The 26,415-nt window shown below is 68.6% G+C and carries 24 protein-coding genes and 1 tRNA gene; 17 read left to right on the top strand and 8 right to left on the bottom strand.

Going from position 1 to position 26,415, the window contains the following annotated elements; translation table 11 throughout:
* The first annotated feature begins 14 nt into the window (after positions 1-14).
* The 3 genes from AAFF32_RS15830 to AAFF32_RS15820 are packed head-to-tail and all read left to right on the top strand — an operon-like array spanning position 15 to position 3,624.
* Positions 15-1,151 (top strand): serine hydrolase domain-containing protein, encoded by a 1,137-nt coding sequence (locus AAFF32_RS15830; RefSeq protein ID WP_216962157.1) that lies wholly within the window; start codon positions 15-17, stop codon positions 1,149-1,151.
* Between the two features lie 26 nt (positions 1,152-1,177).
* Positions 1,178-2,344 (top strand): glutamate 5-kinase, encoded by a 1,167-nt coding sequence (gene proB / locus AAFF32_RS15825; protein ID WP_342315713.1) that lies wholly within the window; start codon positions 1,178-1,180, stop codon positions 2,342-2,344.
* Positions 2,341-3,624, top strand: a complete 1,284-nt coding sequence (locus tag AAFF32_RS15820; protein WP_342315712.1) for a glutamate-5-semialdehyde dehydrogenase — start codon at positions 2,341-2,343, stop codon at positions 3,622-3,624. Before proB ends, AAFF32_RS15820 begins: the two co-directional genes overlap by 4 nt.
* Positions 3,625-3,636: 12 nt before the next feature.
* Here the strand turns inward: AAFF32_RS15820 and AAFF32_RS15815 are convergent, their stop codons facing one another.
* Positions 3,637-4,482 carry a D-hexose-6-phosphate mutarotase gene (locus tag AAFF32_RS15815; RefSeq protein WP_342315711.1) on the bottom strand — a complete coding sequence of 282 codons (846 nt, stop codon included), beginning with the start codon at positions 4,480-4,482 and terminating at the stop codon, positions 3,637-3,639.
* Positions 4,483-4,653: 171 nt separating this feature from the next.
* Positions 4,654-4,730: transfer RNA gene (locus AAFF32_RS15810), tRNA-Pro, on the bottom strand.
* Between the two features lie 183 nt (positions 4,731-4,913).
* Between AAFF32_RS15810 and hisS the strand changes: the two genes are divergently transcribed.
* Complete coding sequence (gene hisS / locus AAFF32_RS15805; protein ID WP_342315710.1) at positions 4,914-6,296, top strand: histidine--tRNA ligase; 1,383 nt, start codon at positions 4,914-4,916, stop codon at positions 6,294-6,296.
* A 147-nt stretch (positions 6,297-6,443) separates the two neighbouring features.
* Complete coding sequence (locus tag AAFF32_RS15800) at positions 6,444-8,330, top strand: aromatic amino acid lyase (protein ID WP_216962132.1); 1,887 nt, start codon at positions 6,444-6,446, stop codon at positions 8,328-8,330.
* 60 nt (positions 8,331-8,390) lie between these two features.
* Here AAFF32_RS15800 and AAFF32_RS15795 read toward each other — a convergent pair whose 3' ends face one another.
* Positions 8,391-10,223 (bottom strand): 7TM diverse intracellular signaling domain-containing protein, encoded by a 1,833-nt coding sequence (locus tag AAFF32_RS15795; protein ID WP_342315709.1) that lies wholly within the window; start codon positions 10,221-10,223, stop codon positions 8,391-8,393.
* A 249-nt stretch (positions 10,224-10,472) separates the two neighbouring features.
* Here AAFF32_RS15795 and AAFF32_RS15790 point away from each other — a divergent pair, with 249 nt between their 5' ends.
* The 11 genes from AAFF32_RS15790 to AAFF32_RS15740 all read left to right on the top strand — a co-directional run bounded on the left by AAFF32_RS15790 (position 10,473) and on the right by AAFF32_RS15740 (position 20,291).
* Positions 10,473-10,799 carry a YerC/YecD family TrpR-related protein gene (locus AAFF32_RS15790; protein WP_216962126.1) on the top strand — a complete coding sequence of 109 codons (327 nt, stop codon included), beginning with the start codon at positions 10,473-10,475 and terminating at the stop codon, positions 10,797-10,799.
* A gap of 11 nt (positions 10,800-10,810) precedes the next feature.
* On the top strand, positions 10,811-11,725 hold the full coding sequence (hisG, locus tag AAFF32_RS15785) for an ATP phosphoribosyltransferase (RefSeq protein ID WP_216962123.1): 915 nt from the start codon (positions 10,811-10,813) through the stop codon (positions 11,723-11,725).
* A gap of 26 nt (positions 11,726-11,751) precedes the next feature.
* Complete coding sequence (gene hisD / locus AAFF32_RS15780; RefSeq protein WP_216964162.1) at positions 11,752-13,053, top strand: histidinol dehydrogenase; 1,302 nt, start codon at positions 11,752-11,754, stop codon at positions 13,051-13,053.
* Positions 13,050-14,150 carry a histidinol-phosphate transaminase gene (gene hisC, locus AAFF32_RS15775; RefSeq protein ID WP_342315708.1) on the top strand — a complete coding sequence of 367 codons (1,101 nt, stop codon included), beginning with the start codon at positions 13,050-13,052 and terminating at the stop codon, positions 14,148-14,150. The genes hisD and hisC overlap by 4 nt, the downstream gene beginning before the upstream one ends.
* A complete protein-coding gene (hisB, locus tag AAFF32_RS15770) occupies positions 14,147-15,226 on the top strand; it encodes a bifunctional histidinol-phosphatase/imidazoleglycerol-phosphate dehydratase HisB (RefSeq protein ID WP_342315707.1) in 1,080 nt (359 codons plus the stop codon). The genes hisC and hisB overlap by 4 nt, the downstream gene beginning before the upstream one ends.
* A gap of 46 nt (positions 15,227-15,272) precedes the next feature.
* Entirely contained in the window at positions 15,273-15,875 is a 603-nt protein-coding gene (hisH, locus tag AAFF32_RS15765) for an imidazole glycerol phosphate synthase subunit HisH (protein ID WP_216962114.1), read from the top strand.
* 26 nt (positions 15,876-15,901) lie between these two features.
* On the top strand, positions 15,902-16,654 hold the full coding sequence (hisA, locus tag AAFF32_RS15760; protein WP_216964160.1) for a 1-(5-phosphoribosyl)-5-[(5-phosphoribosylamino)methylideneamino]imidazole-4-carboxamide isomerase: 753 nt from the start codon (positions 15,902-15,904) through the stop codon (positions 16,652-16,654).
* The gene (hisF, locus tag AAFF32_RS15755; RefSeq protein WP_342315706.1) at positions 16,648-17,424 is read left to right on the top strand and encodes an imidazole glycerol phosphate synthase subunit HisF; all 777 of its coding nucleotides are present in this window, start codon (positions 16,648-16,650) and stop codon (positions 17,422-17,424) included. Before hisA ends, hisF begins: the two co-directional genes overlap by 7 nt.
* Positions 17,414-18,040 (top strand): bifunctional phosphoribosyl-AMP cyclohydrolase/phosphoribosyl-ATP diphosphatase HisIE, encoded by a 627-nt coding sequence (gene hisIE, locus AAFF32_RS15750; protein WP_342315705.1) that lies wholly within the window; start codon positions 17,414-17,416, stop codon positions 18,038-18,040. The genes hisF and hisIE overlap by 11 nt, the downstream gene beginning before the upstream one ends.
* 71 nt (positions 18,041-18,111) lie before the next feature.
* Positions 18,112-19,701, top strand: coding sequence for a calcineurin-like phosphoesterase family protein (locus AAFF32_RS15745; protein ID WP_342315704.1), 1,590 nt, complete (start codon positions 18,112-18,114; stop codon positions 19,699-19,701).
* Between the two features lie 5 nt (positions 19,702-19,706).
* A complete protein-coding gene (locus tag AAFF32_RS15740) occupies positions 19,707-20,291 on the top strand; it encodes a YdeI/OmpD-associated family protein (protein WP_342315703.1) in 585 nt (194 codons plus the stop codon).
* A 385-nt stretch (positions 20,292-20,676) separates the two neighbouring features.
* On the opposite strand, the gene mtnC is transcribed toward AAFF32_RS15740, so the two are convergent.
* The 3 genes from mtnC to AAFF32_RS15725 all read right to left on the bottom strand — a co-directional run bounded on the left by mtnC (position 20,677) and on the right by AAFF32_RS15725 (position 22,673).
* On the bottom strand, positions 20,677-21,375 hold the full coding sequence (gene mtnC / locus AAFF32_RS15735) for an acireductone synthase (RefSeq protein WP_216962082.1): 699 nt from the start codon (positions 21,373-21,375) through the stop codon (positions 20,677-20,679).
* 105 nt (positions 21,376-21,480) lie between these two features.
* Entirely contained in the window at positions 21,481-22,038 is a 558-nt protein-coding gene (locus AAFF32_RS15730) for an acireductone dioxygenase (protein ID WP_216962079.1), read from the bottom strand.
* Complete coding sequence (locus AAFF32_RS15725) at positions 22,035-22,673, bottom strand: methylthioribulose 1-phosphate dehydratase (protein WP_216962076.1); 639 nt, start codon at positions 22,671-22,673, stop codon at positions 22,035-22,037. The genes AAFF32_RS15730 and AAFF32_RS15725 overlap by 4 nt, the downstream gene beginning before the upstream one ends.
* 116 nt (positions 22,674-22,789) lie before the next feature.
* Here AAFF32_RS15725 and AAFF32_RS15720 point away from each other — a divergent pair, with 116 nt between their 5' ends.
* Complete coding sequence (locus tag AAFF32_RS15720; protein ID WP_342315702.1) at positions 22,790-23,140, top strand: high-potential iron-sulfur protein; 351 nt, start codon at positions 22,790-22,792, stop codon at positions 23,138-23,140.
* Between the two features lie 85 nt (positions 23,141-23,225).
* Here the strand turns inward: AAFF32_RS15720 and AAFF32_RS15715 are convergent, their stop codons facing one another.
* Together AAFF32_RS15715 and AAFF32_RS15710 are read right to left on the bottom strand one after the other, a co-directional pair.
* A complete protein-coding gene (locus AAFF32_RS15715; RefSeq protein ID WP_216962070.1) occupies positions 23,226-24,650 on the bottom strand; it encodes an amino acid permease in 1,425 nt (474 codons plus the stop codon).
* Between the two features lie 99 nt (positions 24,651-24,749).
* The gene (locus tag AAFF32_RS15710; RefSeq protein ID WP_216962067.1) at positions 24,750-26,222 is read right to left on the bottom strand and encodes an amino acid permease; all 1,473 of its coding nucleotides are present in this window, start codon (positions 26,220-26,222) and stop codon (positions 24,750-24,752) included.
* Positions 26,223-26,415 lie beyond the last annotated feature (193 nt).

Raw genomic sequence — 26,415 nt, 5'->3', positions numbered from 1 at the left:
TGAAGGGGAACACCATGCGAGGTTGCTTCATCGCACTGCTGACGTCCGCGCCGCTGCTTGCTTTCGCGCACGGGATTCCGACTCCCGGCGCGATCGATGCCCAAGTCGCGCGCGTGATGCGCGAGACGGGCGCGAAAGGGCTCGCCATCGCCGTGATCGACGAGGGCCGGCCGGTGCACGTCGCCGCGCACGGCGTGCGCAACGAGGCGGGCGAACCGTTGCAGACGGACACGATCATGTACGGCGCATCGCTCACCAAGGCGGTGTTCGCCTACACGGTGATGCGGCAGGTGGAGCAGGGCCGCTTCGGCCTGGACACGTCCTTCGCCGAGCTGCTGCCCAAGCCGTTGCCCGAGTACCACTCCAGCGACATCGCCAATCGCTACGCCGACTGGACCGCGCTGGACGAGCGCTGGCGCCGGCTGACACCGCGCATCGCGCTGACGCACGCCACGGGGTTCGCCAATTTCGGATTCCTCGAACCCGACGAGAAGCTGCACTTCCACTTCGATCCGGGCGCGCGCTACGCCTATTCGGGCGACGGGCTGAACACGCTGCAGTTCGTGATGGAGACGGGGCAGGGCATCGACGTCGGCGCGCAGGCCGCGAAGATCTTCGACGAGTTCGGCATGACGCGCACGAGCCTGGTCTGGCGCGCGGATTTCGCCGGCAACCTCGCCGACGGCTGGGATGCGAATGGCAAGGTCGAGCCGCACGACGAGCGCTCCAAGGTGCGGGCCGCTGGTTCGATGGACACCACGATCGCGGACTTCGCGAAGTTCGCGGCGGCGTTCGTGCGCGGCGATGGGCTCTCGCGCGAAGGGCGGGCCGAGATGGTCCGTCCGCAGCGGCCGATCACGACGAAGTCGCAATTCCCGTCATTGCAGCCGGAACTCCCTGTAAACCTGCGACGCAAGGACCTCGCGGCCGGGCTGGGCGTGGTGGTCTTCGATGGGCCGCAGGGTCCTGGCTTCTTCAAGGGTGGGCACAACGACACCACGGGCAACACCTGGGTGTGCGTCGAGCGGCACCAGCGCTGCGTGGTGATCCTGTCGAACGATGTGCGCAGCGAGAAGGGGTTTGCGGGCCTTGTGCGCTTCGTGCTCGGCCAGACCGGTGTGCCTTACGAATGGGAATACGGAACGCAGTAAGCTCCATGCATGCGGGAGATGAACGGATGAGTGCAGGCGATTTCAATGCGCAGCCGCTGCCGGACTGGCGCCGCGCCGTGCTCAAGGTCGGCAGCAGCCTGCTTGCAGGCGACGTCGGTGCCGGCAATGCGAGCGGCCTGGACCCACGCCATGCCGTCGCGCTCGCGCACTTCATCGAACAGTCCCGCGCGCGGCAGCGCGAGGTCGTGCTGGTGTCGTCCGGCGCGGTCGCGGCGGGACGACATCGCGTCGGTGCCGGTGGCGACGGCCTGGTGCTGCGGCAGGCGTTGGCCTCGCTTGGGCAGGCGTCGCTGGTGACGTTCTGGCAGCAACTGGTCGATCGGCCCGTCGCGCAGGTGCTGCTCACCCACGACGACTTGCGCAATCGTCGCCGCTACCTCAACGCTCGCGCTACCTTGCGCGAACTGCTGCGGCTGGGCGCGTTGCCCGTCATCAACGAGAACGATGCCGTCGCTGTCGACGAACTCAAGCTCGGCGACAACGACAACCTCGCCGCCGCGGTGGCATCGCTGGTCGACGCGGACCTGCTGCTCATCGCCACCGATATCGGCGGCCTGTACAGCGCGCACCCGCGCGATCCGTCGGCGCGACCGGTGGAGCGGGTAGAGAAGATCACGCCCGAACTGCTCGAAGCCGCCAGCGGCGGCGCCGGAATGCTCGGAACCGGCGGCATGCGCACCAAACTGGAAGCCGCGGCGAAGGCGGGTGCGGCGGGCATCGCCACCGCGCTGTTCTGCGGGCGCGAAGCGGACGTGGTGCGGGCGCTGGAGCACGATCGCCTGCACGGCACGCTGGTGGCCGCGCAGGGTGATCGGCTGCGTGCGCGCAAGCAGTGGCTGCGGCATGCGCCCGCGTCGGGACGCCTGCAGGTGGATGCGGGCGCGTTCGCGGCGCTGCATCGGCAGGGCGCGTCGCTGCTGCCGGGCGGCGTCGTTTCGGTGGAAGGGGATTTCCGCCGTGGCGATGCGGTGGAGATAGTGACGGGCACCGAGTCCGCGGTGTTCGCGCGCGGGCTGGCCCAATACAGCGCCAGCGAGATCCGCCGCATCGCACGCCACCACAGCAATGAAATCGAAGGCCTGCTCGGCTTCCGCTACGGCGAATCGGTGGTGCATCGCGACGACCTGGTGCTGCTCGACGCCGCACCCGCGCACACGGAGACCATGCCATGAGCGGCTACGTCCGCCACCTGGCCGAACGCGCACGCGAAGCGGCGACCCACATCGCCCGGCTCGACGGGGACGCGCGCCGTCGCCTGATCGAACGCATGGCCGAAACGCTTTCGCACCGGCGTGCCGACGTGCTCGCCGCGAATGCCGAAGACATGGAGCGCGGTCGCGCCGGCGGCCTGGGGGTCGCGGTGCTCGACCGCCTCGCCCTGGATGACGCCCGAATCGACGCGATCGCGAACGGGTTGCGAGAGGTTGCGGCGCAGGCCGATCCGCTCGGGCAGGTCACACGGCGTGAAGTATTGCCCAATGGCCTGGTGATCGAGCGCCAGCGCATTCCGCTGGGCCTGATCGCGATGATCTACGAGGCGCGCCCGAACGTGACCGCGGACGCCGCCGCGCTGTGCCTGAAGGCCGGCAACGCGGTGCTGCTGCGTGGCGGCTCGGAGGCCCGCGCCAGCAATGCCGCCATCGCCGCCTGCCTGCATGCCGCATTGCGCGAGGAAGGGCTGCCGGAGGCGGCGGTGTCGTTGGTGTCCGATCCCGCGCGCGAGCACGTGCTGGAACTGCTGCAACTGTCCGACCTCATCGACCTGGCCATCCCGCGTGGTGGCGAGAGCCTGATCCGCTTCGTCGCCGAGCACGCACGCGTGCCGGTCATCAAGCACTACAAGGGCGTGTGCCATCTGTACGTCGATCGCGCGGCCGACGTGGCGTGTGCGCTGGACCTGCTGGTGGACGGCAAGGCCTCGCGCCCGGGCGTGTGCAACGCGCTGGAGACGCTGCTCGTGCATCGCGACATCGCCGGGCGCTTCCTGCCCGAAGCGATACGGCGCCTGTCCGATTCAGGCGTCGAAGTACGCGGCTGCGAGCGGACGCGGGCGATCGTGCCGCAAGCCAAGGCGGTGACGGACGCCGACTACGACGCGGAGTACCTCGACCTCATCATCGCGGTGCGCGTGGTGGACGACCTCGACGACGCGCTGGCGCACATCGCGCGCCACGGTTCGGACCACACCGAGGTGATCGCCACGGAGGATGCGGCGGCGGCCGATGCCTTCGTGCGCGGCACGCGCAGCTCGGCCGTGATGGTCAACGCGTCCTCGCGTTTCAACGACGGCGGGCAGTTGGGCCTGGGCGCGGAGATCGGCATCTCCACCACGCGGCTGCACGCCTACGGTCCGATGGGCGCGGAATCGCTCACCATCGAGCGCTTCGTGGTGCGGGGGGACGGGCAGGTGCGGCATGCCGGATCGCGCGAAACGCACCCGCGCGCCGACTGAGCCGACGCGGACTCACACGCGCAGTCGCTGCGAACCCTGCCAGCGTTCGCCCGGCGCCAGCGTGATCGGCTCGATCACCGTCGCCGCCTCGACGCAGACGAACCTCAGGTGCTCGGCGGCGCCCAGATCGCCCATCGAAGCGGCCAGCGTCGCGCCGGGGTTCCAGACAACCGCGTCGTGGAAACCTTCGCTGTCGATATGCAATGCCGTGTCGCCGTCCTGCAGGAGCAGGCGCGGCGGCGCGGCGGCGTAGATCCGGTCGAGTTCGCCCTCGAACTGCACCGGCGCGCCTGAGGCGGGCATCGCCATGCCCTTGCGGGCGCTGTCCTCGTAACCGACGGCTTCCAGCCCGTGCAGCGCGGTCGCGGCCAGCCGGCCGACACGCAGGTACGTATGCAGCGCGGCGGTGAAGGCGAAGGGCGAGGCGTCACGATTGAGGATCTCCAGCCCCACCTCCAAGGCGCCTGGCGACAGCGCGACCTGCAATCGCGCGCGGAAACGCGACGGCCACTGCGCGAGCGTGTGCTCGTTGTCCTGGAGTTCGAGCACGGCGACTTCGCGGCCCGCGTCGGTTGCCTGGATGCCGACGAAGTCCCATTCCAGCAGCCGCGCGAAACCGTGCTTGGGCAGCGGCCCGCGTCCGGCGAACTGCGGAAAGATCACCGGAATGCCGCCGCGTATCGCCACACCGGGCCCATGGCTGGCGCGCGGGCTCAGGTAAAGGCATTCGCGTGCCGGCGCCGGCTTCCATGACAGCACCTGTGCGCCCTGCAGTGCGAGCTCCGCGCTGGCGTCGCCAAGACGCAGGCGCAGACCGGGGCGGTCGTGGAGTTCGAAGGATTCGACGGTGAGGGACATGGCGCGGGGCCGGATTGGACTGCAGGCATCATGCCCGAGTTCGCAGAGCGGCCTTCGTGCCCAACCGGGCGCCCGTGGCAAGCGGTGTTCGCGCGATGGCGGGGCCGGAAACGAAAAACGCCGGCATTGGCCGGCGCTTTCTGGTTCAGCTACCGCACGTTTGTGCGGAGTTGGTCGGGGAGACAGGATTTGAACCTGCGACTTCTACGTCCCGAACGTAGCGCTCTACCAGGCTGAGCTACACCCCGACTGCTGAGCCGCAAATTCTAGTCAGTTCGACGGGGGCGAGGCAAGGGGTCGGATGCAATTTCCTTCAGCGATCGTGCGGCGACTGGGGGAAATCCGGGGGCAGCCGCTAAACTGTCGACGTTTTCTCCTCGCACCGCCCCCTTCCGGCCGCCCCAGGCGGCCCGATGTCACTGGAGTTCCGCTTGATCAAGCCGCGCACCCCGCCCGGGGTCATGGAGCTGCTGCCTCCTGACCAGATCGCCTTCCAGCGCATGCTGGACACGATCCGCCGCAATTTCGAACGCTTCGGCTTCCTGCCGGTGGAAACGCCGGTGATGGAGCTGTCGGAGGTGCTGCTGACCAAGTCGGGCGGCGAGACCGAACGACAGGTGTATTTCGTCCAATCGACCGGCGCGCTGGAGAAGCAGGGCGACGGCATGCCCGAGCTGGCGCTGCGCTTCGACCTGACCGTGCCGCTGGCGCGCTATGTCGCCGAGCACGAGCACGAACTCGCATTCCCGTTCCGCCGCTACCAGATGCAGCGCGTGTACCGCGGCGAGCGTGCCCAGCGCGGCCGCTTCCGCGAGTTCTACCAGTGCGACATCGACGTGATCGGCAAGGACGCGCTGAGCGTGCGTTTCGATGCCGAGCTGCCGGCAGTGATCCACGCGGTGTTCTCCGAACTGGACATCGGCGCGTTCACCATCCAGCTCAACAACCGCAAGCTGATGCGCGGCTTCTTCGAAGCGCAGGGCGTGGCCGACGGCGAGCTGCAGGCGCTGGTGCTGCGCGAGGTCGACAAGCTCGACAAGCGCGGCGAGGACTACGTGCGCGAAACGCTGACCGGCGAGGGCTTCAACCTGCCGGCCGAAGGCGTGGAGAAGATCCTGGATTTCGTGAAGGTGCGCTCCACCTCGCACGCCGACGCGATCGCCAAGCTCGACGCGCTGGGCGAAGGCAGCGACGCGCTGCGCGAAGGCGTGGCCGAGCTGCGCGAAGTGTTTGAACTCGTGCGCGCGCTCGGCGTGCCGGAAACGCACTACGCGCTCAACTTCTCCATCGCGCGCGGCCTGGACTACTACACCGGCACCGTCTACGAGACCACGCTCAACGACTACCCGCAGATCGGTTCGATCTGCTCGGGCGGCCGTTACGAGAACCTCGCCAGCCACTACACCAAGTCGAAGCTGCCCGGCGTGGGCATCTCGATCGGCCTGACGCGCCTGTTCTGGCAGCTGCGCGAGGCCGGCCTGCTCGGCAGCGCTTCGGGCAGCACGGTGCAGGCGATGGTCGCGCTGATGGACGGCGATTCGCTGCCCGACGCGCTGGACATCGCGCGCCGCCTGCGCGCGGCCGGCATCAACACCGAGATGCAGATGGAAGCGCGCAAGATCGGCAAGCAGTTCCAGTACGCCTCGCGCGCCGGCATCCGCTTCGTCGTGCTGACCGGCGAGGACGAGCGCGCACGCGGCGTCGTCGCGGTGAAGGACCTGCTGCGCGAGGAGCAGTTCGAAGTCGCGCGCGAGGAACTGGCGAGCACGCTGCGCGTGGAACTGGAGCAGGCGCAGGCGCTGGCTGGCCGGTGAGCTTTTTCTCCTCCCCCTGCCTGCGGGGGGAGGTCGGGAGGAAGTAGCAAGACGCGTTGCGCCGAGCGCTTGCACGAGCCACTTCACCCCAGCGCGACTCTCCTCTGCATTCGCAGGGGAGGGAGCTGCAATCACAACGGAATAACCATGAAACCGATCCGACTCGATGGCCGTTCCCTTACTCGAGCACAACTGGTCGATGTCGCTTACGGCGCGCACGTCGAACTCTCGCCCGACCAGCTTCCCGCGGTAACGCGCGCCGCCGAGTTCCTGGCCGAACAGGTCAGGCGCGAGGAGCCCATCTACGGCGTGTCCACCGGCTTCGGCAGCAATGCCGACCGCCTGCTCGGAAACCATCGCCTTCGCGATGAGCTCCCCGGCGCCACGCGTTCGAAGGAGACGCTGCACGAGGAGCTGCAGCGCAACCTCATCGTCACGCATGCAGTGTGCGTGGGCGAACCGTTCGCGCCGGAAATCGTGCGCGCGATGCTGTGCATCCGCATCAACACGCTGATGCGCGGGCACTCGGGCATCCGCGTGGAGACGCTGCGCGCACTCACCTCGATGCTCAACGCCGGCATCGTGCCGGTGGTGCCGCAGCTGGGCTCGGTCGGTGCATCCGGCGACCTGGCGCCGCTGTCGCACCTGGCGATCGTGCTGCTCGGTGGCGGCGAAGCGTTCTACGAAGGCCGGCGCATGCCGGGCGGCGAAGCGCTCGAGCTCGCGGGCCTGGCGCCGATCACGCTGTCGTACAAGGAAGGCCTGGCGCTGAACAACGGCACGGCGCAGATGCTGGCCTGCGGCGTGCTCGCGCTGGACCGGCTGGAAGACCTGCTCGACACCGCCGATCTCGCCGCGGCGATGACCATCGACGCTTTCGCCGGCCGCCTGGGCGCGTTCGCCGAAGAAGTGCACGCACTGCGCCCGCATCCGGGCCAGGTGCACAGCGCGGCCAACCTGCGCATCCTGCTGGACGGCTCCACGCTGGCCGACATTCCGTACCACCTGGTGCCGAAGTTCCGCGCCTGGCAACCGGGCAGCTGGGATTCGGAGCAGGCGCAGTCGCTGCGCTTCGACATCGGCTGGGATTGGGTGCCGATGTCGCAGCGCCACGGTCGCGAGAAGTTCTACGAGCGCTTCCGTCCGTTCCGCGGCGGCAAGAAGCACCAGCCGCAGGACAGTTACTCGCTGCGCTGCATCCCGCAGGTGCACGGCGCGGTGCGCGACGCGATCGCGCAGGCCGCGCGCGTGCTCGACATCGAACTCAATGCGCTGACCGACAACCCCATCGTCTTCCCCGATGCGAAGGCGAAGTTCGTCGAGCAGCAGGTGATTTCCGCCGGTCATTTCCACGGCATGCCGCTGGCGCTGGCGATGAGCTACGTGAAGGCGGCGATCCCGGTGCTGGCGAGCATTTCCGAGCGCCGCCTCAACAAGCTGGTCGATCCGGCGACGAACGACGGCCTGCCGGGCTTCCTGATCGGCAACGAGGACTCCACCGAGTCCGGCCACATGATCGTGCAGTACACGGCGGCGGCGATCGTCAACGATCTGGCCAGCCGCGCGCATCCGGCGTCGGTGTATTCGATTCCGACCAGCGCCAATGCCGAGGACCACGTGTCGATGGGCGCGAACGAAGCGCGTCACGTGCTGGCGATGGCCGACGATCTGGGCAAGGTGATCGCGCTGGAGCTGTACACCGCGGCGCAGGCGCTGGATCTTCGCCGCGACATGATCAATGCGGCGCGCGACCTGGCAGGCCGCGCGGATGCGGCGGCGCTGGCGGCGAAGGTGTCGGGCGGTCCGACGCCGGGAACGCTGGAGTACGACGCGTTCCTGGACGAGGTGGAAGCGCTGCGCGCGGAGCTGGCGTCGGCGGAGGAGTTCCACCCCGGTCGCGCGGTCGCGTTGGCGCATGCGGCGATCCGCGAAGCGATTCCGTTCCTCGACCGCGATCGCGCGCTCGACGGCGAAGTCGCCACGGCGGTGCGTCTGGTGCGCGAGGGAACGATCCTGGGCGCGGCGCGGGGCTGATTCGCCGCGCCTTTACCGTCATCCCGGCGAAGGCCGGGATGACGTGACGCATCCCTCACCTCACGCCGGCTCCTCCTGCGACGTCCGCACGCAGTCGCGACCGTCGGCCTTGGCCCGATAGAGCGCCTGGTCGGCCAACTGCAGCAGCGGGTCGATGCCGGCGACGGCCAGCGTTATCGCGTGGACGCCGATGCTCGCCGTTACGTTGATTTCGTGCGTGCCGCTGCGGAACGGCGCTTCGCGCAGATGCTGGCGCAGGTCTTCGGCCACCTGCGTGGCGGCGGCGAGGTTCAGGCCCGGCAGCACGACGACGAACTCCTCTCCGCCAAAGCGCGCCAGCAATGCGTCCTGGTGCGGGCGCAAGGCGTGGCCCAGCGTGCGTGCGGCCCAGCGCAGGCATTCGTCGCCGACCAGATGGCCGTGGCGATCGTTGATGAGCTTGAAGTTGTCCAGGTCGATCATCAGCAGCGACAGCGGGCGGCGATGCTCGCGCGCCTGGCGCAGCAGCGCGTCGAAACGGTCACGGAAATGGCTGCGGTTGTGGAGCCCGGTGAGGGCATCGCGCTGGCTGGATTCGCGCAGCCGTGCGTGGGCGTCCTCCAGCTGCACCAGCGCGCTGCGCAACTCCGCGGTGCGCTGTTCGACCTTGTGCTCCAGTTGATCCTTGGCCTCGCGCACGATGCGTTCGTTCTCGTTGCGTAGTTGCGCGTAGCGGTGGCCCAGCGCGACGGACAGCAACAGCATCTCCAGCGCCGAGCCGATCTGCACGCCGTACTCGGTGAGGAAGTTCTTCGGCGTCAGGCCGAACGCGACACCGACGAACAGTCCCGTTCCCAGCAGGAACATCGCCCACGCCAGCAGGAACAACTTGGCGGGCGCATAGCCGCGGCGCACCACGGCGATCGACACCACCGCGATCCAGGCGATGCTGATCAGCACCGCGGCAGACGCCAGCGGCGTGGAGATGTGATACGGCAGCCAGGTGGAGGCGATGCCCAACAGCGCGAAGAACGCGATCAGCACCAGCCCGACGCGATCCCCGCGCGGCCAGCGTTCGCGCAAGCCCAGGAAGATACGCGCGAACTGCTGCATGCCGATCTGCGCCAGGCAGATCGACAGCGGCACCATGCGGTCGCTCAGCCATGAGCTGTTCGGCCACAGGTATTCGAAGCCCAGCCCGTTGAGCGTGAACAGCACCAGCCCGAACGCGGACAGGTGGAACAGGTACCAGAAGTAGCTGGCGTCGCGCAGGCTCAGCCACAGCGCCATGTTGTAGAAGAACAACGCCAGCAGGATGCCGTAGTACGCACCGATCACGAACTGCGCATCGCGCGAGAGTTCGGCGAAGGCCACCGGCGTGAACAACGACAGCGGCACCTGCATCGAGCTTTCGCTCTGAACACGCACGAACAGATCCACGGGTTCGCCGCGAGGCAGCGTCACCCAGAAGTTGGGGTGTCGATAACGGATGCTGCGGGCGCTGAAGGGCAGGTGGTCGCCGCCGGCCTGGAACGCGGTGCGGCCATCGGGATACCGCGCATAGACGTCGATGCGATCGCTGAGCGCGTAGCTCTGCACGAGCAGCCAGCGCGTCTCGGCGTTGTCGCGGTTGACGACGCGCGCGTGGAACCAGAACGCGCCGTCCTGGAAGCCGAAGGCGGTTCGACCGTCGGGCAACGGCGCGAAGCGGCCTTCGTCCAGCCATCGCTGCGCGGAGGCGAAGTCGCCATCGCCCTGCGTGTCGTGGACATAGCGCATCGCCGGGGCGAGTGGCACCTCGGTGCGGTCATGGCGCAGTTCGATCAATCCCGCTGGCGGAGCGGCCAGTGCCGGAAACAGCAGCAGGCACAGGCCTGCAAGGCACAGCCGGACCCAACGTGGCGCACGTCCCATCTCATCCCCTTGCCAGTCACCGAAACGTCGGTCACCGGTCCTGGCCGCAGCTGGCGGTCCCGCGGGGTAGGCGGGGGCGAGCCTCAACCGTCCCGGGCTTCGCTGCGCCGGTGACGCCATCGTCACTATCGCTATAGACGGCGTGAACGCCGCGTTCAGGCCGCGCTGCCGGAAACAGGTCCGGAGGGTTGACGCGGCTCGCTGCCGGAAGGTCTAATGTATTAACGCGTTAATACATTGACCCCGGATATGAAGCGTCGACCCCTCGAAAGCGAGCGCAGCGAGGAAAACCTGGCCTTCCTGGCCTCCGCGCTGCTGACCCTGCGCACGGTGGAGGAGGTCCAGGCCTTCCTGGAGGACCTGTGCACGCCGGCCGAGCTGGAGGCGATGGGCGACCGCTGGCGCGTCGTCCCGCTGCTCCAAGACAGCGTCCCGTACCGCGAGATCCACGACCGCACCCAGGTCAGCGTCACCACCATCGGCCGCGTCGCCCGCACGCTGGAGCGCGGCGCGGGCGGCTACGGCATCGCCGCCGGCCGCCTGGCCGTACCACCCGCCGCCACGAACGCCGGCTGATCGAGACCCCCATGAGCCCGTCCCCCAACACGCCGGCGCGCGACCGCCTGCGCATCGCGATCCAGAAATCCGGCCGTCTCGCCGATCCGGCGCGCGCCCTGCTGACCTCCTGCGGCCTGAGCTGGCGCGAGAGCCGCGACCGCCTGTTCTGCTACGGCGAATCGCTGCCCGTCGACCTGCTGCTGGTGCGCGACGACGACATTCCCGGCCTGATCGCCGAGGGCGTGTGCGACCTGGGCATCGTCGGCCGCAACGTGCTGCTCGAACAGGGTTCCGATCGCGCAGGCAACGGCGCCGCGCCGTCGTTCCGCGAATTGCGTGCCCTGGGTTTCGGCGGCTGCCGCCTCGCGCTCGCCGTGCCCGACGCATGGGACTGGCAGGGGCCGGAACAACTGGCGGGCAAGCGCATTGCGACCAGCTATCCGGGCCTGCTGTCGAAGTGGCTGGCCGAGCAGAACATCGACGCGAAGGTGGTGCTGTTGTCGGGCTCGGTCGAAATCGCCCCGCGGCTGGGGCAGGCGGACGCGATCTGCGATCTGGTGTCCAGCGGCGCGACGCTCGCGGCCAACCAGCTCAAGCCGGTGACGACGCTGCTGGAAAGCGAAGCCGTGCTCGCCGGTCCCGCCGAAACCCTGGACGCCACGCGCGGCGAACTCGCCGACCTGCTGCTGCGCCGGCTCGACGGCGCGCTGCGCATCCGCCACAGCAAGCTGTTGCTGTTCCAGGCGCCGCGCCGTGTGCTGCCCGACTTGCTGCCGCTGCTCCCCGATGCAGAAGCACCGACCGTGATGCGCCTGGACGACGGCGACGACCTCGCGCTGCAGGCGCTGTGCCACGGCGCGGTGACCTGGCAGCGGCTGGAGGAACTCAAGCGCGCCGGCGCGCGCGGCCTGATGGTGCTGCCGGTGGAGGGCATGCTGGCATGAACGCCGTCGCCACCACCGAAACCGTAATGCGCCGCGTCGACTGGCGCCAGCTCGATGAGCGCACGCAGGCCCAGCTGCTGCGCCGTCCCGCCCAGCTCACTTCGACCACCACGGCCAGCGCGGTCTCCGCGATCATCGAGGAAGTGCGCGACCGCGGCGACGCCGCGCTGCGCGCCTTCGGTGCACGATTCGACGGCATCGAACTGGACGAGTTCGCCGTCGGCGAAGACGAATTCCGCGCGGCCGACGCCGCCCTTTCCGACGCACTTCGCCAGGCCATCGACGAAGCCGCCGAACGCATCGCCATCTTCCACCGCGCCGGCATGACCGCGCCGTACACCGTCGACACCGCGCCGGGCGTGCGCTGCGAACGCGTGCTGCGCCCGATCCAGCGCGTCGGCCTGTACGTCCCCGCCGGTTCCGCGCCGTTGCCGTCCACCGCGCTGATGCTCGGCGTGCCGGCGCAGTTGGCCGGATGTCCGGAGATCGTGCTGTGCACGCCGCCGCGTCGCGACGGCAGCGCCGATCCGGCCGTGCTCTACGCCGCGCGGCGATGCGGCATCGCGCGCGTGTTCAAGGTGGGCGGCGCGCAGGCCATTGCCGCGCTCGCCTACGGCACGGCCACGCTGCCGCGCTGCGACAAGCTGTTCGGGCCGGGCAACGCCTACGTGACCGAAGCCAAGCGCCAGGTCGCGATGGACCAGGACGGCGCGGCCATCGACATGCCGGCCGGCCCGTCCGAAGTCCTGGTGATCGCCGATGCCGGCGCGAACCCGGCGTTCGTCGCCGCGGACCTGCTCTCGCAGGCCGAGCACGGCCCCGACTCGCAGGTGCTGCTGCTGTGCGACGACGATGCGCTGCTCGATGCGGTGGCCGACCAGGTGGCGCTGCAGTTGCAGGCGCTGCCGCGCGCGGATATCGCGCGGCGTGCGTTGCAGTCGTCCAGTGCGATCCGCGTGGACTCCATCGAACAGGCGCTCCAGATCAGCAACCGCTACGCGCCCGAGCACCTCATCCTCGCCCTGCGCGACGCACGCGCATGGCTGCCGCGCGTCACCGCAGCCGGCTCGGTGTTCCTCGGCGACTGGGCGCCCGAAGCACTGGGCGACTATTGCAGCGGCACCAATCACGTTCTGCCCACCAGCGGCGCGGCGCGCTTCGCCGGTGGCATCAACGTGGCCAGCTTCCAGGTGGCGATCACGGTGCAGGAAGTGCAGCCGCGCGGCATCGAAGCGATCGGCCCCTGCGCCGTCGAACTGGCGCGTGCGGAAGGACTCGACGCGCACCTTCGCGCGGTCGCACTGCGCCTCGAGGCGGTGGCACCGTGAACGCCATCGTCGACACCGCATCGCCGAGCCCGCTCGTGCTGGTGCGCGAGGACCTGCGCGATTTCGCCGGTTACCGATCCGCGCGCAGCGACCGGATGCGGGGCGACGTCTGGCTCAACGCCAACGAATCGCCGTGGCCGAATCTCTCCGACCGCGACGGCGTGCTGCGCCGCTATCCCGATCCGCAGCCGCAGGTGTTGTGCGACGCACTCGCGACGCTCTACGGCTGCGCGCCGGAGCAACTGCTCGTGGGTCGCGGCAGCGACGAATGCATCGATGTGCTGGTGCGCGCCATATGCCGCCCCGGCGGCGATGCGATCATCGTCAACACGCCGACCTTCGGCATGTATGCCGTCAACGCGCGCCTGCACGGAACGCGCATCGTCGACATTCCGTTGCGCGAGCGCGACGGCGAATGGCGCTGCGATTTCAACGCCGTGACCGAGGCCGCGCTGACGCAAGGCGTGCGGCTGGTGTTCCTGTGCTCGCCCGGAAATCCGACCGGCGCGTTGCTGCCCCAGGGTGAAATCATCGCGCTCGCGCAGCGGCTGCAGTCACGCGCGCTGGTCGTGGTCGACGAGGCCTACATCGAGTTCGCCGACGCGCCCTCGGCGACGCGTCTCATCGACACCCAGCGCAACATCGTCGTCCTGCGCACCTTGTCGAAGGCGCACGCGCTGGCCGGTGCCCGCATCGGCAGCGTCATTGCCGACGCGCAGCTCATCGAGGTGCTGCGCCGCTGCCAGGCGCCGTATCCGTTGCCTGCCGCATGCGTAGACGAGGCCCTGCGCGCGCTTGCCCCGCACGCCGCCTTGCAGACGCGCACGCGCATCGCCCAGGTGCGCGGCGAGCGCGACAGGCTGGTGCAACAGCTGGCTGGATCGCCGGGCATTCGTCGCGCCTATCCATCGCATGGCAACTTCGTGCTGGTGCGTTTCGACGACGCGCAGGCCGCGCTCGAGCGCCTGCTCGCGGCCGGCGTGGTCGTGCGCGACATGCGCGCGACGCCCGGCCTGGAAGATGCGCTGCGCATCAGTCTGGGCACGCCGGAACAGAACGCCCTCGTGGCTTCGATCCTGCACGGAGGCACCGCATGAGCGCCACGCCCATCCTGTTCGTCGACCGCGACGGCACGCTCATCGAGGAGCCGGGCGATTTCCAGATCGACCGCTTCGACAAGCTGCGCTTCGTCGCGGGCGTCATCCCGGCGATGCTGCGCCTGCGCGACGCCGGCTACGAGTTCGTGATGGTCACCAACCAGGACGGCCTGGGCAGCGACGCCTTCCCGCAGGCGGACTTCGACGGGCCGCACGCGCTGATGATGCAGGTCTTCGAAAGCCAGGGCATCGTCTTCCGCGACGTGCTCATCGACCGCAGCCTGCCGGCGGAGAACGCGCCCACGCGCAAGCCCGGCATCGGCATGGCCCTGCCGTTGCTGCGCGATCGCGGCATCGACTGGTCGCGCTCGGCCATGGTCGGCGATCGCGAAACCGACACCGCCTTCGCCCGCAACCTCGGCATCCGCGCGTTCCAGCTGCGCACGGAACAGTTCGGCGGCGAGTGGGACTGGCGCGGCATCGCGCATGCGCTGGCCGACGCGCCGCGCACCGCGCGCGTCACGCGCAACACGCGCGAGACGCGCATCGACGTCGCGCTGGACCTGGACCGCGTTGCCGACCCGAAGGTGACCACCGGACTGGGTTTCTTCGATCACATGCTCGAACAGCTCGGCAAGCACGGCGGTTTTGCGCTGGAACTGCGCTGCGAAGGCGATCTGCACATCGACGAGCACCACACCGTCGAGGACAGCGCGCTCGCATTCGGGCAGGCGCTGCGTGAAGCCCTGGGCGACAAGCGCGGCATCGGTCGCTACGGCTTCACGCTGCCGATGGACGAATCGCTGGCCAGCGCGGCGCTGGATTTCTCGGGGCGCCCGTACTTCGTGTTCGAAGGCGACTTCGCCCGTGACCGCGTCGGCGGCCTGCCGACGGAACTGGTGCCGCACTTCTTCCGCTCGCTGTGCGACGGCGCCGGCCTGAACCTCAATCTTCGCGTGCAAGGCGAGAACGACCACCACAAGGTCGAAGCCTGCTTCAAGGCCGTCGCGCGCGCACTGCGCCAGGCGGTGCGACGCGAAGGCCACGAGCTGCCGAGCACGAAGGGCACGCTCTGATTCCCATGCATGACGGCGGTATTCGAATGAACCCGAGAGCAGTGCCATGACCGACGTCGTCCTCATCGACTGGGGCGGCGGCAACATCGGTTCGGTGCGCTACGCACTGGAGCGCATCGGCGCACGCGCCGTGCTGAGTGCAAACGCTGACACCATCGCCAACGCGCCGCGCGTGATCCTGCCCGGCGTGGGCGCGGCGACACCGGCGATGCAGCGATTGCACGAACTCGATCTCGTCGACACGATCCGCGCGCTGGAGGCACCGCTGCTCGGCATCTGCCTGGGCATGCAGTTGCTTTACGAGTCCTCGGAAGAAGGCGGAGTCGGAGGGCTGGGGCTGTTGCCCGGCCGTATCGAGCGCATTCCCGCCCATGCCGGGGTGCGTGTTCCGCACATGGGCTGGAACCGGCTTCGATTGCAGAAGGCATCGCCGCTGCTGGAAGGCATCGACGAAGGCGAATGGGCCTACTTCGTGCACAGCTTCGCCGCCCCGTTGACCGCCGACACCCTGGCGCGCAGCGACTACGGCATCGGCTTCACCGCGATCGCCGGGCGCGGGCGCTGCTTCGGCGCGCAGTTCCACCCCGAGCGATCGGCCGCGGCCGGCCAGCGCCTGCTCTCGAATTTCATCGCAATGGAGGCCGCGTGAACGCGACGACTGCTGCAACGTCCGCGATGGCAACGGACTTCCAACTCTATCCCGCCATCGACGTGCGCGAAGGACGCGTGGTGCGGCTGAACCAGGGCGACTACGAGCGCGAGACGCGCTATGCGCCGCCCCCCCTGGACCTGGCCACGAAGTACGCGAAGCAGGGTGCGCGTTGGCTGCACCTGGTCGACCTCGACGCCGCGCGCGAAGGTGGCTACACCTTGCGGACGCTGGTGCGCGACATCGTGGCCGCAACCGGGCTGCGCGTGCAGACCGGCGGCGGCGTGCGCGGCGAGGACGATGTGGCGTTGATCCTCGAAGCCGGCGCCGAGCGCGTCGTCGTGGGCTCGCTGGCCGTGCGCGAACCCGAGCGCGTACTCGGCTGGATCGCGCGCTTCGGCGCGCAACGCATCACCGTGGCGCTCGATGCGCGGCAGGACGCGAGCGGCGCATGGCGTCTGCCGACCGCCGGCTGGACGCAGGACAGCGGTGCGTCGTTGGAGCCGCTGGTGCGCCGCTTCGCCGACGGCGGCCTGCGCCACCTGCTGTGCACCGACATCGCACGCGACGGCATGCTGTCCGGCCCGAACCTCGCGCTGTACCGCCACCTGGCGGAGCTGGCACCGGAGGTGCACGTGCAGGCATCCGGTGGTGTGCGCGACATCGACGACATCGAATCCACGCGTCGCGCCGGTTGTGCCGGTGCGGTGCTGGGCAAGGCGCTGATCGAGGGCCACTTCGCGCTCGACGAAGCGCTGCGCGAGGTGCGCGAATGCTGAGTCGCCGCATCGTGCCCTGCCTGGACGTGTGCGACGGACGCGTCGTGAAGGGCGTGCGCTTCCGCGATCACGTCGACATGGGCGACATCGTGGAACTGGCGCTGCGCTATCGCGACGAAGGCGCGGACGAACTGGTGTTCTACGACATCACCGCGAGCCCGCAGGGGCGCAGCGTGGACCGGCAATGGGTCGAGCGCGTGGCGCGCGTGATCGACGTGCCGTTCTGCGTGGCCGGCGGTATCCGCTCCGTCGAGGACGCACGCGCGGTGCTCCACGCCGGCGCCGACAAGGTGTCGATCAACACGCCAGCGCTGGAACGCCCGGCGCTGATCGGCGAAATCGCCGATGCCTTCGGCGTGCAATGCGTCGTCGTGGGCGTGGACAGCCTGCGCGACGAAGACGGGCAGTGGCGCGTGCGCCAGTACACCGGCGATCCCTCGCGCACGCGTGCGTTGCCGCAACGCACGCTCGACTGGGTCGTCGAGGCCCAGGAACGCGGAGCCGGGGAGATTGTCCTCAACTGCATGGGCAGCGACGGCGTGCGCAAGGGATACGACATCGAGCAACTGCGCGCGGTTCGCGAGCGGTGCGACGTGCCGCTGGTCGCCTCCGGCGGCGCGGGCGCGATCGACGACTTCGCCGAGGTGTTTCGCGAGGCCGACGTGGACGCGGCGCTGGCGGCGAGCGTGTTCCATTCCGGAGCGGTGGCCATTCCCGAACTCAAGCGGCACCTGCGGACGCAGGGCATCGAGGTGCGTGATGTCGGTTGATGCGACGGTGAGCGCGGTCGATTCGCTCGCCTGGGAAAAGCAGGGCGGCCTGATCCCGGCCGTCGTGCAGGACGCCGACACGCTGCGCGTGCTGATGCTCGGCTACATGGACGTCGCGGCGCTGCGTGCGACGATCGAAAGCGGTCACGTCACCTTCTTCAGCCGCAGTCGGCAGACGCAGTGGGTGAAGGGCGAAACGTCGGGGCACTACCTGGACTTGGTCGCGCTGGACGTGGACTGCGACGGCGACACGCTGCTGGTGACGGCCAGGCCGCACGGGCCCACGTGCCATCTCGGTCGCGAGAGCTGCTTCCCCAGCGCACCGGGCGCGACCGGCTCGTTCCTGCGTGAACTCGATGCGCTGGTGGCGCGACGCGTTCGCGAACGACCGGCCGACAGCTACACCACACGCCTGTTCGACGGTGGCGTGCGCCGCATCGCGCAGAAGGTGGGCGAGGAGGGCGTGGAGACCGCGCTGGCCGCGGTGGCGCAGTCGGAGGAGGACCTGCTTGGCGAAGCCGGCGACCTGCTCTACCACCTGCTCGTGCTGCTGCGCGCACGCGGGCTGGGGCTGGCCGACGTCGAGGCCCTGCTGAAGGCGCGTCACGCCGGCTGAAGCACAACGCGCGACTTCCGGCGGACACCGGACCGGCCGATAATCGCGCGGTCCCGCGCCCGAGTCCCGCCATGCCGCACGCGTCCTCCGTCCTGCTGTCCGCCCTGCTGGCCCTGGTCGCCACCGACGTCGCCGCACAGGCCAGCGTCGTCGGCATCGTCTTCGATGATGCGAACGGCAACGGCCAACGCGAGGCGCGCGAGCGCGGCATCGCCGGCGTGAAGGTGTCGAACGGCCGCGAGCTGGCGATCACCGATGCACAGGGCCGCTACACCTTGCCGATGCGCGAGGGCAGCACGTTGTTCGTCGTCAAGCCTCCGCAGTACGCGACGGCGACCGGCGCGAACGGCCTGCCGCTGTTCTGGCATCACCTGTTCCCACAGGGATCGCCCGCGTTGCGCTTCGGCGGCATCGCGGCGACGACGCCCGCATCGTCGTACGACTTCGCGCTGCGCGCGCGTCCGGCGACGAAGGGCGATCTGGAGATGCTGGTCTTCGGCGATCCGCAGCCGAAGAACCGCACGGACGTGGGTTATTACGAGCGCGACATCGTGCAGCCGCTGGTGGGCCGTCATGCCGCGCGCCTGGGAATCAGCCTGGGCGACATCGTGAACGACGATCTGAGCCTGTATCCCGACGTCAACCGCGTCACCGCGCAGCTCGGCGTGCCGTGGCTGCACGTGCCGGGCAATCACGACCTGGACTTCGACGCGACGCGCGACGAGGACGCGCTGCTCGGCTTCCGCAACGTCTTCGGCCCCGACAGTTATGCGTGGGAGGAACCGCAGGCGAGCTTCATCGTGCTCGATGACGTGGTCTACCAGCCGGGGAAGAAGCCGTCGTACGTCGGTGGCCTGCGCGAAGACCAGTTCGCCTTTCTCCAAGCCTACCTGGCGACGGTGCCGAAGACGCGGCGCGTGGTGATCTCGGTGCACATTCCGTTCTTCGAACCGGTGCCCGGCGTGGAAAGCTTCCGTCGCGCCGATCGCGAGCGTCTGTTCGCGCTGCTGCAGGATCGTCCGAACGTGTTGCTGCTCAGCGCACACACGCACAACCAGCGCCACTACCACCACGATGCGTCGACCGGCTGGCACGGTACGCAACCGCTGCACGAGTACAACGTCGGCGCGACCTGCGGTGCGTTCTGGTCGGGCGTGAAGGATGCGAAGGGCATCCCGGACACGATGATGAGCGACGGCACGCCGAACGGCTACGCGTGGGCGACGTTCCGCGCGGACGGTTCGTATTCGTTGCGATACCAGGTGGCGCGCGGCGCGAAGGACGACGCGATTGGCCTGCACGCACCGAAAGTGTTGCGCCGCGGTGCGTGGCCGGCCTTCGGTGTGTTCGCGAACGTCTACATGGGCGACGCCGACAGCCGCGTCGAGTACCGCATCGACGGCGGCGACTGGAAGCCGATGATGCGCGTGGACCAGCCCGATCCGGTGCTGCTGGCGGAGAACGTCGCCGACGATGCCGCCGACGCGCTGCGCGGCTTCGACCGGGCGCCGGAGGCCGATCCGTCGACGCATCTGTGGCGCGGCACGCTGCCGACGGACCTTGCTGTGGGCGAGCACCGTGTCGAAGTGCGCGCGTTTGATCGCTGGCAGGGTGAGCAGCGTGCGCAGACGCGCTATCGTCTGGACGACGCCACGGAGTAGCCGCCATGCCTGCCGAGCTGCCGACCGACTTGCCGATCAAACTGTTCAAGACGGAAGCCGCCTGGGAGAAGTGGCTTGCAGCGCATCGCGATGCGCCGGGTGCGTGGCTGAAAATCGCCAAGAAGGACCAGGGCGTGACGTCGGTGACGTACGCGCAGGCGCTGGACGTGGCGCTGTGCCACGGCTGGATCGACGGCCTCAAGCGCGCCTGCGACGAGCAGTATTTCCTGCAGCGCTTCACGCCGCGCAGGTCGAAGAGCCTGTGGTCGAAGATCAACGTCGGCAAGGTGGCGAAGCTGGTCGCGGACGGCCGCATGCAACCGGCCGGACTGCGCGAAGTGGATGCGGCGAAGGCGGACGGTCGCTGGGCCGCTGCGTACCATGCCGCCAGCGGCATGGAATGCCCGCCGGAACTCGCCGCGGCACTGAAGAAGAATGCGAAGGCGCGCAGGTTCTTTGAATCGCTCGACGGCGCAAATCGCTATGCGTTCTGCTGGCGCGTGCATACGGCGAAGAAGCCGGAGACGAAGGCGGCGCGGGTGGAGAAGTTCGTCGGGATGATGGAGCGGGGGGAGAAGATCCACGCTTGAGGCCGCGGTCGCCGTCGTCGCTGTTGCCGTAGTCGTTGCCGCTGTTATCGAGGACTGCCCGTCATCCAGGCGATCCAATGAATAGCCGTCATCCCGGCGAAGGCCGGGATCCAGGCTGTCACACTCTCCGAAGCATCACGTCATTCCAGCGAAAGCTGGGTCTGGGGCCGCCGCACGGCGGCACTATCCATTTTGCCGTTGCTACTCGCAGCCAACAGGGAAAGCATGAAAAGTCCCTGGAGGGTGCCGCCGTGCGGCGGCCCATAAGCCCCCGCCTTCGCGGGAATGACGGTGGGGCGGTTCACCCGAGAGGGAGTGCCCGTGCACCACGAGCCTGGGTCCCGGCCTTCGCCGGGATGACGGATCAGAGGGCAAGCCGGCCGGCTCAGCCGATCGCGATGCCCGCAAACGAATCCACGCGAGTGTGCCCATGCGTCGCCTCGCCAACACGCGGCGTCGGATAGTCCTCAAGGCGATCGATCAACACCGTCTGCAAGCCGGCTTCGCGCGCGGCATCGAGTTCTTCCACCACATCCGACAGGAACAGGATCTCCCCCGCCGGAATGCCGATCGATTCGACGATGTTGCGGTAGCTCTGCGCCTCGCGCTTGCCGCCGATCTCGGTGTCGTACCAGCCGGAGAACAGCGAGGTGAGATCGCCCGCGTCGCTATGACCGAAGAACAGGCGCTGCGCCGGGACGCTGCCGGAGGAGTACACGTACAGCGGCAGGCCGGCGGCGTGCCACTTGCGCAGGGCCGGGGCCGCGTCAGGGTAGATGTGCGCGGTGAAGTCCGCGCTCTTGTAGCCGTCGGCCCAGATCATGCCCTGCAGCGCCTTGAGCGCGGTGTGCTTGCGGTCCTCGTCGATCCAGCCCTGCAGGACCTCGACGATCATCGCGTCCTCGCACATGCCGCCGTTCTCGGCGGCGACGGTGTCCAGCCACTTGCGCACGCCCGGCTCCTTGCCGCGCGCGGCGACGAAGCGGGGCAGGGCGCGGCGCGCGTAAGGGAACAGCACGTCCTTGACGAACGAGATGCTGCTGGTGGTGCCTTCGATGTCGGTGAGGATGGCGCGGACGGTCATGGGCTCGGTGTTCGGGGGGCGGGCGTTCGCACGCGCGTTCGGCGCGGCGGAAGGCGCTGATCCCCGCGTGCGCGGGGATGGCGGCGTGACGGACGTCGGCGGGCCTCAGCCCGCTTGGCCCTTCTCGTAGCGCGGGAAACGCTGGGCGATGTCGGTGCCGGTGAAATGGCCGACCCAGCCGTCCGGTTCGGTGAAGAAGCGGATGGCGATGAAGCTCGGCTCCGGGCCCATGTCGAACCAGTGCGTGGTGCTGTCGGGCACGGCGATCAGGTCGCCCTGCTCGCACTTCACCTCGTACACCTCGCCGTTGACGTGCAGGCTGAACAAGCCGGAGCCGGCGACGAAGAAGCGCACTTCGTCTTCCTTGTGGAAGTGCTCGTCGAGGAACTTGGTGCGCATCGTCTCGCGCTGCGGGTTGTCCGGCGCGATGCTCACCACGTCGACGGTCTTGAAGCCGTGCTGCGCGACGAGGCGGTCGATGTCGGCACGGTAGGCGTCCATGATCTTCTCGGGCGCATCGCCCGGCGCGACCGGCGCGTTGGCCTGCCACTGTTCGAAGGCAACCCCGATCTTGCCCAGCTCCGACGCCATCTCGGCGTGGTCGGCGGTGGACAGGCGCGGGTTGGACGGGTCGTTCTCGGAAAAAATGCGCAGGCGGCTCATCGCTGCAGTCTCCTCAGTTCAAGCTCGCAGCCGAGCAGGAATTCGAATGCTTCCAGGTGGCGGCGGGCTTCGGGCATGTCGCGGCCCCAGGCATAGAGGCCGTGGCCGTCGATCAGGTAACCCCACATCTGCTGGCGATCCAGCAGGCAATCCACCTGCGCGGCCAGCGTGTGCATGTCCTGGCTGTTGGGCAGGACGGGAAGTTCGACGCTCGTTTCGTGGGTGGTGTTGCCCGCGAAGGCTTTCAAGAGCTCGTAGCCCTCCAGGTGCACATGGCCGGGCCCGGCGTACAGGCGCGAGGCGACGGTCTGGACCATCGAGTGCGTGTGCAGGACGCAGCCGATCTCCGGAAAGCGCTTGTAGAGCTGGGTGTGCAGGAGCGTCTCGGCGGAGGACTTCTGGCTGGTCGCGACCGGCTGGCCGTCCAGGTCCACGACCATGATGTCGGCCTCGGTCAGCTTGCCCTTGTCGCGGCCGGAGACGGTGATGGCGATGTTGGCCGCGTCCATCCGGCGCGAGAAGTTGCTGCTGGTCGCCGGCGTCCAGCCCAGCGCCGACAGCTCGCGCACGTTCACGATGATCTCCCCGGCGCAATGCGCCAGGCGCTGGGGGTCGTAGGGGAGGGTGTGGTTCATGGGGAAAGTGTAGCGGACCCTCGGGAAAGGCCGGGTTACCGGATCGGGGCGGAGGGCGTTCACCCTCACGCCGGCCTACCTTCGCGCTCGGATACTCCCGCCCGTGGAGGTGGCCCATGAACGCTCATGACCCTTCGAGGCGACGCTTTCTCGGCAAGGCGGCGCTGATCGCGATGGCGGCCTTGGGAACGGAAGCTGTGGCCCGCCAGGCGGCCTCGCCGGCCGCGAAGCCCGCGACCGCCGCGACGCTGCCCCGGCTCACGCCCGACAACGCCCTCGCCAAGGCCCTGGCCTATACCGACAACGCGGCGACGGTGAAGCACGCCCTCTTCAAGCCCGGCACCAGCTGCGCGAACTGCAACTTCTACAAGGGTGCCAAGGGCGAGCCGTCCGGGCCGTGCCCGATGTTTCCGCAGAACACGGTGTCGGCGAAGGGGTGGTGCACGGCCTGGGCGAAGAAGGCCTGAAGCGGCGATCGGGAAGGCGATGCCGACCCACAAAAAAAAGGGCGCCGCGAGGGCGCCCTTTTTCGTTGTCCCCGCAGCAGAACCGTCAGCCGTGCATGCGGCTGTGGCGGTAGCCGTACAGGAAGTAGATCAGGAAGCCGCCGATCGTCCACACCGCCATCAGGAACCAGTTGTGCGCGGTCATCGTCGACAGCAGCGCCAGGCAGCTGAGGATGCCCGCGCCGCAGATGAGCCACGCCGCCGGAATGCGGAACGGACGCGGCAGGTCCGGCTGGGTGCGGCGCAGGATCAGCACGCCGCCGCAGACCGCGGCGAAGGCGATCAGCGTGCCCATCGAGGTCAGCTCGCCCAGCACGTCCAGCGGGAACAGCGCCGCCAGCAGGGCGATGCCGATGCCGGTGATGACCGTGTTGATGTGCGGCGTGCGGTACTCGGGGTGGATCTTGGTGAACACCGGCGGCAACAGGCCGTCGCGCGCCATGATCATGAAGATGCGCGGCTGGCCGATGATCATCACCAGCACCACCGACGACAGGCCGATCAGCGCGCCGATTTCGACCACCACGCGCAACCAGCCCAGCTCCGGGTGCGCGGCGACGGCGGTCACCACCGGCTCGTCCGTGCCCAGCTGGTAGAACGGCACCAGGCCGGTCATCACCGCGGCCATCGCGATGTAGAGCACCGTGCAGATGGCGAGCGAGGCGAGCATGCCGATGGGCAGGTCGCGCTGCGGCTTGTGCGATTCCTGCGCGGCGACCGACACCGCCTCGAAACCGATGTAGGCGAAGAACACCATCGAAGCGCCGCGCAGCACGCCTTCCCAGCCGAACTTGCCCGGGCCCTCGTTGGCGGGGATGAAGGGTTCCCAGTTGGCCGGATTCACATACTTCCAGCCGACGAAGATCACCAGCAGGATCAGGCCGGTCTTGAGCACCACCATCGCCATGTTCATGGCCGACGACTTGCGGATGCCCACGTAGCACAGCCACGTCAGCAGCAGCACGATGGCGGCCGCGGGCAGGTTGGCGATGGCGCCGGTGGGGCGCAGCTGCCCGTCCAGTGGCGCGCTCACCCAGGCCTTGGGCAAGGTGATGTCGAAGTGTTGCAGCAGGCTGAGGAAGTAGCCGGTCCAGCTCACCGCGACCGCCGAGGCGGACACGCCGTATTCCAGTACCAGCATCCAGCCGATGAACCACGCCGACATTTCGCCCAGCGTGGCGTAGGTGTAGGTGTAGGCGCTGCCGGAGACCGGCACCATCGAGGCGAACTCGGCGTAGGCCAACGCGCAGAACGTGCAGCAAATGGCCGCCAGCACGAAGGACAGCATGATGGCCGGGCCGGCGTGATTCGCCGCCGCCTGGCCGGTGATGACGAAGATGCCGCCGCCGATCACTGCGCCGATGCCCAGCGCCGTCAGGCCCCAGGGGCCGAGCGTGCGGTGCAGTTCGAGGCCTTGTGCGTCGGCGTGGCTGGCGTGGGGATGCTTGGTCGCCCAGAGTTGTCGGAACATCGCGTTGTCCCCGGTGCCGGCGCGCGGCCGGCATTGAATGGCATGGCTGTAACGAACAAGGCCGGCGGGGAAACCGCCGGCCTTGGGGTGAATCAGCGATCAGCGCAAGTTCTTGCGGACCTTGCTGTTGCGATAGCCGTAGGTGAAGTAGATCAGCAGGCCGATCGCGGTCCAGCCGGTCATCAGCGGCCAATGCTCGGAGAACGGCTTCCAGAACAGGTACAGACACGCGGCCGCACCGAGCGGGCAGATGATCGCGGCAGCCGGCACGCGGAACGGACGCGGCAGGTCCGGGCGGCTCTTGCGCAGCACCAGCACGCCGATCGACACCGTGGCGAAGGCCAGCAGCGTGCCCATCGAGACCAGTTCGCCGAGCAGGCCGATCGGCAGGAAGCCGGCCAGCAGCGCGGCGAAGATGCCGACGATGATCGTGCCGATGTACGGCGTCTGGAACTTCGGGTGGACCTTGGCGAAGACCTTCGGCAGCAGGCCGTCCTTCGACATCGAGTAGAAGATGCGCGGCTGGCCCATCAGCATCACCAGGATCACCGAGCTCAGGCCGGCGATGGCGCCGATTTCGACGATGTGCTTGAGCCACGCCAGGGCCGGGTACGCTTCCAGCGCCGTGGCGACCGGCTTGGGCGTGCTCAGCTGCGGATACGGCAGCAGGCCCGTCAGCACCAGCGCGACGATGATGTAGATGATGGTGCAGATGACCAGTGAGCCGAGGATGCCGATGGGCATGTCGCGCTGCGGGTTCTTGGCTTCACCGGCCGCGGTGGAGACCGCGTCGAAGCCGATGTAGGCGAAGAACACCACCGAGGCGCCGCGGATGATGCCGTCGATGCCGTAGCGGCCCGGACCCTGGTTCTCCGGAATGAACGGCACCCAGTTGTCCGGGTTGATGTACTTGGCGGCGAAGGCGACGAACAACACGATCACGAACACCTTGATGGCGACGATGATCGAGTTGACGAAGGCCGACTGGGTGATGCCCACGTAGCACAGGCCGCTGATGGCGGCGATGATCGCCACGGCCGGCAGATTGATGAGGCCACCGGTGTAGACGATGCTGCCGTCGACCACGTTCAGCGGTGCCGCCGCGAGCGACGCGGGCAGCGCCATGCCGAAGGTGCTCAGCAGACTGTTGAGGTAACCCGACCAGCCCACCGCGACGGTGGAGGCGGCGAACATGTATTCCAGCACCAGGTTCCAGCCGATGAACCAGGCGACGAACTCGCCGAGCGTGGCATAGGAATAGGAGTAGGCGCTGCCCGAGACCGGCAGCATCGAAGCGAACTCGGCGTAGCACAGGCCCGCCAGCGCACAGGCGAAGCCGGCGATGACGAAGCTCAGCACGATCGCCGGGCCCGCGTGTTCGGCGGCGGCGTGTCCGGAGAGGACGAAGATGCCCGCGCCGATGACGGCACCGATGCCCAGCATCACCAACTGCGTGGCCGTGAGAGACCGCTTGAGGGTGGCCTCGCCCTGGAGGCTGCCTTCAACGGGCTCGCCCGCATCGACGTGACCGGCGGGCTCGACCGGCTTGGTGAGGAACAGGTTTTTGAACATCGGATTCCCCTGGGAATGTGTGATCTTCCGCCCGTTCAGGCCGGGCGATGGAGCGATAGGGCCGTGGGGGGCGGGCCACCTTAACCCACGCGGGAAAGCAGCGGCAAGCGCGTTGGGTCACAGGGCTGGACAACTTCTTGTAGCCCCCGCGCCACGGTGTCATGCGGGTTCAAGCGCAGCGGAACACCGGTGC

The organism is Lysobacter sp. FW306-1B-D06B, assembly GCF_038446665.1.
Taxonomy (GTDB): Bacteria; Pseudomonadota; Gammaproteobacteria; order Xanthomonadales; family Xanthomonadaceae; genus Lysobacter_J.
The sequence above is the reverse complement of the archived record's forward strand: the minus strand, read 5'-3'. Positions and strand labels throughout refer to the sequence as shown.

What these genes read in the sequence shown, in the direction of transcription:
- AAFF32_RS15830 (WP_216962157.1), top strand. Translation starts at nt 15, where the DNA reads ATGCGAGGTTGCTTCATCGCACTGCTGACGTCCGCGCCGCTGCTTGCT.
- proB (WP_342315713.1), top strand. Translation starts at nt 1,178, where the DNA reads ATGAGTGCAGGCGATTTCAATGCGCAGCCGCTGCCGGACTGGCGCCGC.
- AAFF32_RS15820 (WP_342315712.1), top strand. Translation starts at nt 2,341, where the DNA reads ATGAGCGGCTACGTCCGCCACCTGGCCGAACGCGCACGCGAAGCGGCG.
- AAFF32_RS15815 (WP_342315711.1), bottom strand. Translation starts at nt 4,482, where the DNA reads ATGTCCCTCACCGTCGAATCCTTCGAACTCCACGACCGCCCCGGTCTG.
- AAFF32_RS15800 (WP_216962132.1), top strand. Translation starts at nt 6,444, where the DNA reads ATGAAACCGATCCGACTCGATGGCCGTTCCCTTACTCGAGCACAACTG.
- AAFF32_RS15795 (WP_342315709.1), bottom strand. Translation starts at nt 10,223, where the DNA reads ATGGGACGTGCGCCACGTTGGGTCCGGCTGTGCCTTGCAGGCCTGTGC.
- AAFF32_RS15790 (WP_216962126.1), top strand. Translation starts at nt 10,473, where the DNA reads ATGAAGCGTCGACCCCTCGAAAGCGAGCGCAGCGAGGAAAACCTGGCC.
- hisG (WP_216962123.1), top strand. Translation starts at nt 10,811, where the DNA reads ATGAGCCCGTCCCCCAACACGCCGGCGCGCGACCGCCTGCGCATCGCG.
- hisD (WP_216964162.1), top strand. Translation starts at nt 11,752, where the DNA reads ATGCGCCGCGTCGACTGGCGCCAGCTCGATGAGCGCACGCAGGCCCAG.
- hisB (WP_342315707.1), top strand. Translation starts at nt 14,147, where the DNA reads ATGAGCGCCACGCCCATCCTGTTCGTCGACCGCGACGGCACGCTCATC.
- hisH (WP_216962114.1), top strand. Translation starts at nt 15,273, where the DNA reads ATGACCGACGTCGTCCTCATCGACTGGGGCGGCGGCAACATCGGTTCG.
- hisA (WP_216964160.1), top strand. Translation starts at nt 15,902, where the DNA reads ATGGCAACGGACTTCCAACTCTATCCCGCCATCGACGTGCGCGAAGGA.
- hisF (WP_342315706.1), top strand. Translation starts at nt 16,648, where the DNA reads ATGCTGAGTCGCCGCATCGTGCCCTGCCTGGACGTGTGCGACGGACGC.
- hisIE (WP_342315705.1), top strand. Translation starts at nt 17,414, where the DNA reads ATGTCGGTTGATGCGACGGTGAGCGCGGTCGATTCGCTCGCCTGGGAA.
- AAFF32_RS15745 (WP_342315704.1), top strand. Translation starts at nt 18,112, where the DNA reads ATGCCGCACGCGTCCTCCGTCCTGCTGTCCGCCCTGCTGGCCCTGGTC.
- AAFF32_RS15740 (WP_342315703.1), top strand. Translation starts at nt 19,707, where the DNA reads ATGCCTGCCGAGCTGCCGACCGACTTGCCGATCAAACTGTTCAAGACG.
- mtnC (WP_216962082.1), bottom strand. Translation starts at nt 21,375, where the DNA reads ATGACCGTCCGCGCCATCCTCACCGACATCGAAGGCACCACCAGCAGC.
- AAFF32_RS15730 (WP_216962079.1), bottom strand. Translation starts at nt 22,038, where the DNA reads ATGAGCCGCCTGCGCATTTTTTCCGAGAACGACCCGTCCAACCCGCGC.
- AAFF32_RS15725 (WP_216962076.1), bottom strand. Translation starts at nt 22,673, where the DNA reads ATGAACCACACCCTCCCCTACGACCCCCAGCGCCTGGCGCATTGCGCC.
- AAFF32_RS15720 (WP_342315702.1), top strand. Translation starts at nt 22,790, where the DNA reads ATGAACGCTCATGACCCTTCGAGGCGACGCTTTCTCGGCAAGGCGGCG.
- AAFF32_RS15715 (WP_216962070.1), bottom strand. Translation starts at nt 24,650, where the DNA reads ATGTTCCGACAACTCTGGGCGACCAAGCATCCCCACGCCAGCCACGCC.
- AAFF32_RS15710 (WP_216962067.1), bottom strand. Translation starts at nt 26,222, where the DNA reads ATGTTCAAAAACCTGTTCCTCACCAAGCCGGTCGAGCCCGCCGGTCAC.